Consider the following 12,180-nt stretch of genomic DNA (forward strand, 5'->3'; position numbering starts at 1 on the left):
CTGGCACACTGCAATCGGGGGCAAGCCCCCTCCCACATTTGATCCATTGTGTTTCTAAAGCATGCGTTCTAGGCCGATGGAAGTAGCGAACCAGGCATTGAACCTGCGCCACCAGCTCCCCGGTTCGCGCATGAGGGTGTGCAGTTGGCCGTTATCCTCGGTCACCCACACCACATTGCCGTCCTGCAGCTTCGCCTCATAGCTCAACGCCGGCGCCATGCCCTGCAGCGCCAGCTTGCGCACGTGCTCCGCCAGCTCGGGGCTGTCCACCAGCACGCCGACTTCGGTGTTCCACAGCACGGAGCGTGGGTCGAAGTTGAACGAGCCGATAAACGACTTCTGTCGATCAAAGATCATCGCCTTGCTGTGCAGGCTCGAATCCGAACCGCGGAATGAGCCCCGACGAAACAAGTGCGGCCCACTGCCGGCGCTGGGGTCGCCCGGTTGGCGGCGCAGTTCATAGAGTTTTACCCCGTGTTCCAGCAGCGCCTTGCGATACGGCGCGTAGCCTCCGTGCACGGCCGGCACGTCGGTGGCTTCCAGAGAATTGGTCAGCAGGCTCACCGACACGCCCGCGTCGGCGCGTCCCGTCAGGTACACCAGTCCCGGCTGCCCCGGTACGAAGTACGCCGAGATCATCATCAGCTCATGGCTGACGCCCTCGAGTTCCGGCTCCAATTGAGTGGTCAGCAACAGGTGCGGATCCGGGTCGGCCTTGGCCAGTACCTTGCTCGGCGCGTCCCATAGCGCCTGGTTCCAGGCCCAGATCAGCTCGCGGCGCCAAGTGTCCATGCGCGGCTGGGTCTGGTAGGCGCGCAAGCGGTTGTACAGCGCATGATTCTGCTGTCGCGATTCGGCCAGCGAGGCCTCCAGGCGCACGCGCGCGGCGGCCAGGTCGCCTTTTGAGGGGCGGCTCGAAACAAAGTCATCGATGGGTTTGCTCAGCGCGCTGTTCCAGTACTGATCGAAGCTGTGCCCGAGTTGCTCGGCGACCGGCCCGACGCTGAGCATGTCGATATCGGTGAAGTTCAGGTTGGGCTCGGCATCGAAATACTCATCCCCCAGGTTGCGTCCGCCAACGATGGCCGCGCTGTTGTCCGCCAGCCACAGTTTGTTGTGCATGCGTCGGTGTTGCAGCGACAGGTTGAACAGGCGGCCCATGGCCCGCGTCACACCCGTGCTGCGCCCCAGGTGCAGCGGGTTGAACAGGCGAATCTCGATCCTGGGATGGGCGGCGAGGGTGGCGATGATCTGGTCAAGGCCGTCACTGGTGGTGTCGTCCAGCAGGATACGCACGCGTACGCCGCGGTCGGCGGCCTTGAGCAATTCATCGACGAGCATGCGTGTGCTGATGCCATCGTGGACGATGTAGTACTGCAAATCGAGGCTGGTCTGGGCGTTGCGGATCAATTCGGCGCGGGCCATGAAGGCTTCGCTGCTGCTGGACAGCAGGCGAAAGCCCGAGCGCCCTTGGTAGGGCGCCGCCTGGGCCTGGATCGAGCGGCCGAACGAAGACTGTGCGGCTGGCAGGGCATCGCTGGGTATGCGCGGTGTATTCACCGTGGCACAACCTCCCAGAGCCAGGGCTCCCCACAGGCAAAACGGTAAAAGCCGTCGAATCATCAAGGGAGTCGCTTCCAGAGCTGGTCGGTTGTCGACATAGGACGGCTATTTCTCGAGAAAGGTCAGTCCACCGATTCCGCCAGTATTTTGCTCGCGGCGGCGCCGACTTTACGCACGGCTTCTTCGATCTGAGGGGTGGGTTTGGCGCCGTAGTTCATGCGCAGGCAATTGCGGTACTTGCCGGACGCCGAAAAAATGCTCCCCACCGCCACTTGTACGCCTTGTTCGATCAAGGCGCGGTTGAGCTTTAGGGTGTCGAAGCCGTCCGGCAGTTCTATCCACAGCATAAAGCTGCCTTGCGGGCGACTGGCACGCGTGCCCGCCGGGAAATAGCGGCTTACCCAGTCGAGCATCAAGTCGCGATTACGCTGGTATTGGGTGCGCATCCGCCGCAAGTGTGGTTCGAAATGGCCGTTCTTGAGGAATTCGGCGATGGCGATCTGTGGCTGTGTGGCCGTCGAGCCGGTGCTGATGTATTTCATGTGCAGCACCCGATCCAGGTAGCGCCCGGGCGCAACCCAGCCAATGCGCAGGCCTGGCGCGAGGGTCTTGGAAAACGAGCTGCACAGCAGCACACGGCCGTCTTCATCGAATGATTTAATGGTGCGCGGGCGCGGGTAGCTGTAGGCCAGTTCGCCATATACATCGTCTTCGATGATTGCCACGTCAAAGCGTTGGGCCAGGGTGAGCAATGCGCGTTTGCGCGCCTCAGGCATGATGTAGCCCAAGGGGTTGTTGCAATTGGGCGTCAGCTGGATGACCTTGATCGGCCACTGTTCCAGGGCCAGCTCCAGGGCTTCGAGGCTGATGCCCGTGATCGGGTCGGTGGGGATTTCCAGCGCTTTCATGCCCAGGCCCTTGAGGGTCTGCATGGCGCCATGAAAGCTGGGCGAATCGACTGCGACGATATCGCCGGGTTCACAGATGGCGTGGATGCTCGCGGAGAGCGCCTCATGGCAGCCGGTGGTGATCACGATGTCTTCGGCGCTCAGCTGGCAGCCGGAATCCAATGACAGTCGGGCAATTTGTTCGCGTAGTTCCATACAGCCAAGGATGTTGTCGTAATACAGCCCCGGCAGATCCTGGCGTCGACTGACCCGGGCCAGGCTGCGCAGCAGCGGTTTCAGGGTGGGCGACAATACATCCGGCATGCCTCGACCCAGCTGTATGACGCCTTTGCGCGGCACCGCGCGAATCAACTCCAGCACCAGGTCCCACTGGGAAATTTCCACCGGGCGCTGTGCTGGCCGGCCTACCTCCGGCAGGGCTGGCAGCTCACGGCCAACAGGCACGAAGTAGCCGGATTTGGGCTTGGGCATGGCCAGGCCGTTATCTTCCAACAACCGATACGCCTGCTGAACGGTGCTCAAGCTTACCCCGTGCTCTACGCTCAACGCCCGTACGGACGGTAGTCGGTCGCCAGGGCGATAGAATCCCTGTTCGATGCGAGTGCCCAGCAGTTCGGCGAGATTAACGTAGAGGGTCATGGCGGTCACTCCCGAGGGACCAGTACAGATCGGGGAAAAATACAGGATTCAGGCGTGCATGGGCAGTATCTGTATTGATTTAATAAAAATGGTTTGAATCTGTAATGGTTTTCGCGGTGCGCTCATTCTGTTCACTCAAGGCAACACGCCAATGAGGGGCAGTAAAATGAACGGCATGAGCGATGTGCGGCTGGCGTTACACCGTCAGGAACGGGTGACAGGGCAGGAACGTGCGATGACCGCGCCGACCCATAGCCGCTGGTGTCTGTTCTGGCGTCACCGGCATACGCGCAAGGCCCTGCTGACGCTGAGCCCTGAGCAATTGCGCGACATCGGCTTGACCGCCGAGCAGGCACGCCAGGAAGGGTTGAAGCCCTTCTGGCGCAGTTGATCAGATCAGCTCTCTGAGGCGGTGCCAGAGCATCCCCAGCGCCAGCAGCGGCGAGCGCAGGTGCTTGCCGCCGGGGAAGGTGATGTGCGGCACGCGGGCGAACAGATCGAAACGTCCCCGTTGCTGGCCGCTGATGGCTTCGGCCAGCAACTTGCCCGCCAGGTGGGTGGCGTTGAGGCCATGGCCGGCGTAGGCCTGGGCGTAATACACGTTGGGTTGGTCGGCCAGGCGGCCGATCTGCGGCAAGCGGTTGGCGCCAATCCCGATCATGCCGCCCCATTGATAATCGATCTTCACATCGGCCAACTGCGGGAACACACGCAGCATTTTCGGGCGCATATAGGCGCCGATGTCCTGGGGGTCGCGGCCGGAATAGTGGCAGGCGCCGCCAAACAATAGACGACGGTCGGCGGACAGGCGGAAGTAGTCCACTGTGACGCGCTGATCACACACCGCCATGTTCTGCGGCAACAGGTTGTCGGCTTGCGCTTGGCTCAACGGTTCGGTAGCGATGATGTAGCTGCCGGCGGGCAGTACCTTGCCGCTCAGGTGGGGATTGAGGCCGTTGAGGTAGGCGTTGCAGGCCAGCACCAGGGTCTTGGCGCGCACGTGGCCCAGCGCGGTGTGCACCTTGACCTCGGGGCCGTAGTCGATACGCAGCACTTCGGACTGCTCAAACAGCTGTACACCCAATTGCTGCGCCGCCGCCGCTTCACCCAGGGCCAGGTTCAGCGGGTGCAGGTGGCCGGAGCCCATGTCGATCATGCCGCCTACGTAGCGCCCGGAGCCGATTACGCTGCTCATCTCGCCGGCTTGCAGCAGGCGCACTTCATGGCGATAGCCCAGGCTGCGCAGTTCTTCGGCATCTTCGGCCAGACTTTGCAGGTCACGGGGTTTGTTGGCGAGGTCGCAATAGCCCCAGGTCAGGTCGCAGCGGATCTGAAAGCGCTCCACGCGCTGGCGCACGATCTCAACGGCTTCCAGGCCCATCAGCTTCATCTCGCGTACACCGTCGGTGCCGATGATGTTGGCGAATTGGTCCAGGCCGTGGCCGACCCCGCGAATCAGCTGGCCGCCGTTACGTCCGCTGGCGCCCCAAGCGATTTTTCGCGCCTCCAGCAGGACCACGCTGAAGCCACGCTCGGCCAGCTCCAGGGCGGTATTGAGCCCCGAGAAACCACCGCCGACCACGCAGACGTCAGCCGCCACTTCACCTGCCAATGCCGGGAATTCGGGTTGCGGCACGCTGCTGGCGGCATAGTAGGACGAGGTGTGTCGGGCGCTGGCGGTCATGGAGAAGCTCCCTGTTTGGAAAATTTGACGCAGGATACAGCGGTCGGACGGCGCTGTCTGCGCGGCGCGTTTTACGGCAGAATCCATGTCTATTCGCCGTTCGGTACGTGTTTCGATGAATTGCAACAGTCAGAAAATCAGCGCACTGCGCCGTCAGATTCCTTCGTTCGAGTGTGTACCCGGTTGCCATGACTGCTGTGGGCCGGTGACCACCTCGCCCGAGGAAATGTCGCGTCTACCGCGCAAGACCGCTGCCGAGCAGGACGCGGCGATGGATGAGCTGAACTGCGTGCACCTGGGCCCCAACGGCTGCACGGTGTATGACGAGCGCCCGCTGATCTGTCGGCTGTTCGGCACCACCAAGACCTTGCCGTGTCCTAACGGGCGAGGGCCGGTGGAGTTGATCCACCCACGGGTCGAAAAGCAGATTCATGAGTACATGGCGAGTACCCGGCAGGTGCTGGTCTGACGGATGTGCGCGGCCCTTCCCACATTTGACCCACTTGTCAGTCAGTCCGGGATCGGCAGGTTCAGGCTTTCTTTCACCTCTTCCATCACGATATAGCTCTTGGATTCACGCACATGGGGCAGCTTGAGCAGGATATCGCCGAGCAACTTGCGGTATGAGGCCATCTCGGAAATCCGTGCTTTCACCAGATAGTCGAAGTCCCCGGACACCAAGTGACACTCCAGCACATGGGGCAGTTTCAGCACGGCGCGGCGAAACTCTTCAAACGTATCGCCGGATTTGTAATCGAGGCTGATCTCGACAAATACCAGCAGACTCCCTTTCAAATGCTGCGGATTGAGCCGCGCGTTGTAGCCCATGATGATCCCTTCACGCTCCAGCCGGCGGACCCGCTCGGTGCACGGCGTGGTCGATAACCCGACCTTTTCCCCCAGTTCCGTGAACGAAATTCGCCCGTCGGTCTGCAGGATGCGCAGGATGTTACGGTCGATCTTGTCCAGCTCCCGCTTGGTCTGGGTGTTGGTACGCATAGGGGATACGCCTCTGTAAAAAGGGTTTTTGCCGAGAATTGTCGCCAAATATAGGCATTTATATAGTGAAATGCACTGGTGATTGCTTTTTATACTGCGCTCATCATTGCTCGAACAACACACGTCAGCGGTCACGCCGCGATGAGGATATGAAAATGCGCGTTCTGGTCTTGGGTAGCGGCGTCATTGGTGTGACCAGTGCCTACTATTTGGCGCGGGCCGGCTTGGAGGTCGTGGTAGTCGACCGCCAGCCAGCCGCCGCCATGGAAACCAGTTTCGCCAATGCTGGCCAAGTGTCTCCAGGCTATGCCTCGCCCTGGGCTGCGCCAGGCGTGCCGCTCAAGGCCATCAAGTGGTTGCTGCAACGCCATGCGCCGCTGGCGATCAAGGCCACCGCCGATATCGATCAATACCTGTGGATGGCGCAGATGCTGCGCAACTGCACGGCCAGCCGCTATGCGGTAAACAAGGAGCGCATGGTGCGCCTGTCCGAGTACAGCCGCGACTGCCTCGACGAGCTGCGCGCCGAGACCGGCATCTCCTACGAAGGCCGCAGCCTTGGGACTACCCAGCTGTTCCGTACCCAGGCACAGCTCGACGGCGCCGCCAAGGATATCGCCGTGCTGAAAGAGTCCGGCGTGCCGTTCGAACTGCTCGACCGCGCCGGCATTGCCCGTGTCGAGCCGGCCCTGGCCAGCGTCACCGATATCCTCGCCGGTGCCCTGCGTCTGCCGAACGACCAGACCGGCGATTGCCAGATGTTCACCACTCGCCTGGTCGACATGTGCAAGCAGTTGGGCGTGGAGTTCCGCTTCGAACAGGATATCCAGCGCCTCGACCATGCCGGTGATCGTATCAACGGCGTGTGGATCGACGGCAAGCTGGAAACCGCCGACCGTTACGTGCTGGCCCTCGGCAGTTACTCGCCGAAACTGCTCAAGCCGCTGGGGATCAAGGCGCCGGTGTATCCGCTCAAGGGCTACTCGCTGACCGTGCCGATCACCGACCCCGCGATGGCGCCTACGTCGACTATTTTGGACGAGACCTACAAGGTCGCGATCACCCGTTTCGACAATCGCATTCGCGTGGGTGGCATGGCTGAAATCGCCGGTTTTGACCTGTCGCTTAACCCGCGCCGACGCGAAACCCTGGAGATGATCGTCAACGACCTTTATCCTCAGGGCGGCGATTTGGCCGAGGCCACCTTCTGGACCGGCCTGCGTCCGACCACGCCCGACGGTACACCGATTGTGGGGGCAACGCCGTTCAAGAACCTGTTCCTGAACACCGGCCACGGCACCCTCGGTTGGACCATGGCCTGTGGATCCGGTCGCTTGCTGGCCGATCTGATGGCGAAGAGAACCCCACAAATCAGCGCCGCAGGCCTTGATATTTCCCGTTACGGCAACCACCAGGAGTCCGCACAACATGTCAATCCAGCGCCAGCTCACCAATGAGCGCATGAGCCAGATCGTTGTCCACAGCGGTACCGTGTATCTGGCAGGACAAGTCGGCGACGACATGAGTGCCGGGATTGAACAGCAGACCCGTGAAACCCTGGCCAACATCGAGCGGTTGCTCGACCTGGCCGGTACCGACAAGACAAAGTTGCTGTCGGTGACGATTTACCTGAAAGATATCGACGCCGATTTCGCCGGCATGAACGCGGTATGGGACACGTGGTTGCCCAAAGGCGCCGCGCCTGCCCGCGCCACGGTTGAAGCCAAACTGTGCGAACCGCAAATCCTGGTCGAGCTGTCCGTCGTGGCTGCGTTGCCTTAAACACCGTTTCCTCCCTGCGCCGACGTAAACCATCGGCGCCGGCTTTTTTCACTCTGTTGCCTAGAAGCCTGCCGCCATGCGTCCAGCCCGTGCCCTGATCGATCTCCAGGCCCTGCGCCACAATTACCAATTGGCCCGTGACGTCACGGGGGCCAAGGCTCTTGCCGTGATCAAGGCCGACGCCTACGGCCATGGCGCGGTGCGCGTGGCCCAGGCGCTGGAAGCCGAGGCCGATGGGTTCGCCGTGGCCTGCATCGAAGAGGCGTTGGAGCTGCGCGCCGCCGGGATTCGTGCGCCGGTACTGCTGCTGGAAGGTTTTTTCGAAGCCGACGAGCTGGCGCTGATCATCGAGCACGACTTCTGGTGCGTGGTGCACTCGCTGTGGCAGCTGGAGGCAATCGAACAGGCCGCCTTGAGCAAGCCGCTGACGATCTGGCTCAAGCTGGACTCGGGCATGCACCGTGTCGGCCTGCATCCCAAGGATTATCACGAGGCTTACCAGCGCCTGCTGGCCAGCGGTAAAGTCGCGAAGATCGTGCTGATGAGCCATTTCGCCCGCGCCGATGAACTCGATTGCACCAGCAGCAACGAACAAGTGGCGGTATTTGAAGCGGCACGCCAGGGGCTTGCGGCCGAAGTCAGCCTGCGCAATTCGCCTGCGGTATTGGGCTGGCCGAGTGTCTCCAGTGACTGGGTACGCCCGGGCATCATGCTCTACGGCGCGACCCCGTTCGGCGAGGACCAGGCTCTGGCCGCGCGTTTGCAGCCGGTGATGACCCTGGAGTCGAAAGTCATCTGCGTACGTGAACTGCCGGCCGGCGAGCCGGTGGGTTACGGCGCCAGGTTCGTTACACCAAAACCGATGCGCATCGGGGTGGTTGCCATGGGCTACGCCGACGGCTACCCGCGTCACGCGCCGACCGGTACGCCGGTGTTGGTCGCCGGGCAGCGCAGCCAACTGCTGGGGCGTGTGTCCATGGACATGCTCTGCGTCGACCTGACTGACGTGCCACAGGCTGGCCTGGGTTCTACGGTCGAGCTGTGGGGCAAAAACATCCTCGCCAGTGACATCGCGGTGGCCGCCGACACCATTCCCTATCAGATATTCTGCAACCTGCGCCGCGTGCCAAGGCTCTATATCGGCGCTTGATCGTCGCCTACGAACGTAGCCGTCCGGGATTTAGGCCCAAGTGTTGTAAATACTGAACGCTGTCGCCATGATAACGCTCAATTACAACAAAGCCTGAATCCTAGGAGGCTCCCGCATTGGACGTCGGCGAACGACTGCAATCCATCCGTAAGTTGAAGGGTCTTTCCCAGCGTGAGCTCGCCAAGCGTGCGGGTGTCACCAACAGCACCATTTCGATGATCGAAAAAAACAGTGTCAGCCCCTCGATCAGCTCCTTGCGCAAGGTGCTGGGCGGCATCCCCATGTCCATGGTCGAGTTCTTTTCCGAGGAGATCCTCCAGGAAATACCGACGCAGATCGTCTATAAAGCCAATGAGCTGATCGACATCTCCGACGGCGCGGTGACCATGAAACTGGTGGGTCGGGCGCACCCGAGCCGGGCCATCGCATTTCTCAACGAGATCTACCCGCCCGGCGCCGACACCGGCGAAGAAATGCTCACCCACGAAGGCGAAGAAACCGGGATTCTGGTGGAGGGTCGCCTGGAGTTGGTGGTCGGTCTTGAAACTTTTGTGCTCGAAGCCGGCGATAGCTACTACTTTGAAAGTACCAAGCCCCATCGTTTTCGCAATCCGTTCGATGTGCCGGCGCGACTAATCAGCGCAGCCACACCCGCGAACTTTTAAGAACAGAGGCGCCCTGCCAGCGTTGCAGAGGTTCCCGCAGCCGTATTCCGTGAGGCCGAATCTCCCTTTATTTAATAGGGTTGTTTCGGCCAGGCGGGCTAACCGTTATACTTTCGCCGCCTGCGAAACCGTGGCCGCAGGCGTGAATAGCCACCATTGAGGGTGAACGCGTGAACCTAATTATGAAAATGCTGGCTGCACCAGCAACCGTACTGGCCCTATGGGCTGTCAGCGCTCAAGCTGCGACCAATGATGACATTGCCAAGCGCCTGGAGCCTGTGGGCCAGGTTTGCGTCCAGGGTCAGGAATGCAAGGGGATGGAAGTCGCCGTTGCAGCGGGCGGCGGCGGCGCGAAAACGCCGGACGACATCATCGCCAAGCACTGCAATGCATGCCACGGCAGCGGCCTGCTCGGCGCACCGAAGATCGGCGACACTGCCGCCTGGAAAGAGCGCGCCGACCACCAGGGCGGTCTCGACGGCATCCTCGCCAAGGCGATCACCGGTATCAACGCCATGCCGCCAAAAGGCACCTGCGCGGATTGCTCGGATGACGACCTCAAAGGCGCTATCAAGAAGATGTCCGGGCTGTAATTAGCCAATCTTCGTCAAAAATGCCGCTTACGAGCGGCTTTTTTGTGGGCGCAATTCAGGTTTTGCGCTGTTCTTTGCAGCAAAGACGCGGCAAGCTCGGTCGAACCCCTATTCATGGAATGTTCGGGAGCAGTCGGATGGTGCAGTTGTGTTCAATCGAGCAAGCAGTTGACGACGTACTGGAGCGCTTGCCGGCGCATGTCCACATGGGCATGCCGCTGGGCCTGGGTAAGCCCAACCTGTTCGTCAATGCGCTGTACCGGCGCATTGCCCAGTTGCCCGAGCGGGCGCTGACGATCTACACCGCCCTGAGCCTGGGGCGCCCAACCCTGGGCGATGGTTTACAGAAACGCTTTTTGGAACCCTTTATCGAGCGCGTGTTTGGCGATTATCCCGAGTTGGATTTTCTTGCCGCCCTGCATTCGGACAGCCTGCCGAAGAATATCCATGTACGGCAATTCTTCATGCAGCCCGGCAGCCTGCTCCACAGCGCGTCGGCCCAGCAGGATTACGTCAGCAGCAACTACAGCCATGCCGCCCGTGATATCAACGGGGCTGGCCTGAATCTGGTGGCGCAACTGGTGGCCAGCAGCGCCGAACACCCGGACCGCCTGAGCCTGAGCTGCAACCCCGATATCACCCTCGACTTGCTGCCGATGATCGCCAAACGCCGTGCCGCGGGTGAAACCATTTTGATCGTCGGCCAGGTCCACACTGACTTGCCCTACATGCCTGGCGATTCCGAATTGGGCATGGACGCGTTCGACTACCTGATTGACGCCAAAGACAGCTCCACGCTGTTCTCCACGCCGAACATGCCGGTGGGCTACCAGGACCACTTTATCGGCCTGCATGCCAGTACCTTGGTGCGCGACGGCGGCACCTTGCAGATCGGCATTGGCTCGATGGGCGATGCACTGACCGCCGCCTTGCTCGCGCGCCAGGCAGACAACGAAGCCTACCGCCTGCTGCTGACAGACTTGGATGTGTACCAGTGGGCGCCGTTGATCAGCCGTGAAGGCGGCGTCGACCCTTTTGCCCGTGGCCTCTACGGCTGCAGCGAGATGTTCGTCAACGGCTTGCTGGTACTGGCGGATGCGGGAATCGTACGGCGCAAGGTGTACCCGGATGTGGCGACCCAGGAACAGGCCAATGCCGGCTTGCTGGACGATGCGGCGCAATCCGATGGCGTGTCGATTCATGGCGGGTTCTTCCTGGGACCACGCAGTTTTTACCAGCGCTTGCAGGAAATGACCCACACCAAGCGCCTTGAATTCAACATGACCCGCATCAGCTATATCAACGAGCTGTACGGTCAGGAAGAACTCAAGCGTTTGCAGCGCCAGGATGCGCGGTTTATCAACAGCGCGATCATGGTGACGCTGCTCGGCGCGGGCGTTGCCGACCAGTTGGAAGATGGCCGCGTACTCAGCGGCGTGGGCGGGCAATACAACTTCGTTGCTCAAGGCCATGCGCTGGAAGGCGCGCGTGCCATCCTGATTCTGCGCAGCTGGCGCGAGTCGGCGGGGGAGGTCAGTTCCAATATTGTCTGGGACTACGGGCACTGCACCATTCCCCGGCACCTGCGGGATATCGTCATCACCGAATATGGAATTGCCGACTTGCGCGGGCAGACGGATGCCCAGGTTATCGAGGCACTGCTCAATATCACCGACTCGCGCTTTCAGGACGACTTGATCGAACAGGCACAAAAGGCCGGCAAATTACCCAAGGACTTCCAGCTGGATCCGCGCTTTGCCGACAACACGCCGGAGCGGCTCCAGGGTATTCAGGCGCGGCACAAACGGCTGTTTCCAGAGTATCCGCTGGGCAGCGACTTTACCGATGAGGAGCGGGACTTGTTGCGGGCACTGAACTGGCTCAAGAGCAAGTTCAAGTTGACGGAGATGCTGGAGTTGGGCAAGGCGGCGCTGGATGCACCGGAGCCGGAGGCGTTTCCCAGGCATTTGGAGCGGATGCGGCTGGATAGGCCGCAGGGGCTGAAAGAGGATCTCTATCAGCGCCTGTTGCTCGCGGGCTTACAAGCAACCGCGCACTAAAAACCAACACAAAACCAAATGTGGAGGTGCCCCCGACTTGCGGTGTATCAGTCACCAATGTACTGGCTGACCCACTGCTATCGGGAGCAAGCCCCCTCCCACATTTGGACCTGTGTTCACTTGGTATTTGTTGAGCA

General features: G+C 61.1%; 12 protein-coding genes. 8 read left to right on the forward strand and 4 right to left on the reverse strand.

The features are described 5' to 3' along the window. Positions 1–54 precede the first annotated feature (54 nt). Together JWR98_RS21730 and JWR98_RS21735 are read right to left on the reverse strand one after the other, a co-directional pair. Positions 55–1,623 (reverse strand): phospholipase D family protein, encoded by a 1,569-nt coding sequence (locus JWR98_RS21730; RefSeq protein WP_205491165.1) that lies wholly within the window; start codon positions 1,621–1,623, stop codon positions 55–57. Between the two features lie 62 nt (positions 1,624–1,685). Continuing rightward, complete coding sequence (locus JWR98_RS21735; protein WP_205491166.1) at positions 1,686–3,110, reverse strand: aminotransferase-like domain-containing protein; 1,425 nt, start codon at positions 3,108–3,110, stop codon at positions 1,686–1,688. A gap of 166 nt (positions 3,111–3,276) precedes the next feature. Here JWR98_RS21735 and JWR98_RS21740 point away from each other — a divergent pair, with 166 nt between their 5' ends. After that, positions 3,277–3,501, forward strand: coding sequence for a DUF1127 domain-containing protein (locus JWR98_RS21740; RefSeq protein ID WP_003176899.1), 225 nt, complete (start codon positions 3,277–3,279; stop codon positions 3,499–3,501). Here the strand turns inward: JWR98_RS21740 and JWR98_RS21745 are convergent, their stop codons facing one another. After that, positions 3,502–4,794, reverse strand: coding sequence for an NAD(P)/FAD-dependent oxidoreductase (locus JWR98_RS21745; RefSeq protein ID WP_078735202.1), 1,293 nt, complete (start codon positions 4,792–4,794; stop codon positions 3,502–3,504). Positions 4,795–4,909: 115 nt separating this feature from the next. On the opposite strand from JWR98_RS21745, the gene JWR98_RS21750 reads away from it, so the two are divergent. Further along, positions 4,910–5,263, forward strand: a complete 354-nt coding sequence (locus JWR98_RS21750) for a YkgJ family cysteine cluster protein (protein WP_078735201.1) — start codon at positions 4,910–4,912, stop codon at positions 5,261–5,263. Between the two features lie 41 nt (positions 5,264–5,304). Here the strand turns inward: JWR98_RS21750 and JWR98_RS21755 are convergent, their stop codons facing one another. Then, a complete protein-coding gene (locus JWR98_RS21755) occupies positions 5,305–5,793 on the reverse strand; it encodes an Lrp/AsnC ligand binding domain-containing protein (protein ID WP_003176896.1) in 489 nt (162 codons plus the stop codon). Between the two features lie 155 nt (positions 5,794–5,948). Between JWR98_RS21755 and dadA the strand changes: the two genes are divergently transcribed. The 6 genes from dadA to JWR98_RS21785 all read left to right on the forward strand — a co-directional run bounded on the left by dadA (position 5,949) and on the right by JWR98_RS21785 (position 12,043). Beyond that, on the forward strand, positions 5,949–7,250 hold the full coding sequence (dadA, locus tag JWR98_RS21760) for a D-amino acid dehydrogenase (protein WP_078735200.1): 1,302 nt from the start codon (positions 5,949–5,951) through the stop codon (positions 7,248–7,250). Further along, positions 7,222–7,575 (forward strand): RidA family protein, encoded by a 354-nt coding sequence (locus JWR98_RS21765; RefSeq protein WP_078735199.1) that lies wholly within the window; start codon positions 7,222–7,224, stop codon positions 7,573–7,575. The genes dadA and JWR98_RS21765 overlap by 29 nt, the downstream gene beginning before the upstream one ends. Positions 7,576–7,651: 76 nt before the next feature. Continuing rightward, positions 7,652–8,725: an alanine racemase gene (alr, locus tag JWR98_RS21770; protein ID WP_205491167.1), complete on the forward strand. Its 1,074-nt coding sequence runs from the start codon at positions 7,652–7,654 to the stop codon at positions 8,723–8,725. 116 nt (positions 8,726–8,841) lie between these two features. Then, the gene (locus tag JWR98_RS21775) at positions 8,842–9,390 is read left to right on the forward strand and encodes a cupin domain-containing protein (RefSeq protein ID WP_003176893.1); all 549 of its coding nucleotides are present in this window, start codon (positions 8,842–8,844) and stop codon (positions 9,388–9,390) included. 182 nt (positions 9,391–9,572) lie between these two features. After that, positions 9,573–9,983 carry a c-type cytochrome gene (locus JWR98_RS21780; RefSeq protein WP_019819811.1) on the forward strand — a complete coding sequence of 137 codons (411 nt, stop codon included), beginning with the start codon at positions 9,573–9,575 and terminating at the stop codon, positions 9,981–9,983. A 137-nt stretch (positions 9,984–10,120) separates the two neighbouring features. Beyond that, positions 10,121–12,043 carry an acetyl-CoA hydrolase/transferase C-terminal domain-containing protein gene (locus tag JWR98_RS21785; protein WP_205491168.1) on the forward strand — a complete coding sequence of 641 codons (1,923 nt, stop codon included), beginning with the start codon at positions 10,121–10,123 and terminating at the stop codon, positions 12,041–12,043. The last annotated feature ends 137 nt before the right edge of the window (positions 12,044–12,180 follow it).

The sequence above is a fragment of the Pseudomonas lactucae genome (assembly GCF_016937615.1).
GTDB classification, from domain to species: domain Bacteria; phylum Pseudomonadota; class Gammaproteobacteria; order Pseudomonadales; family Pseudomonadaceae; genus Aquipseudomonas; species Aquipseudomonas lactucae.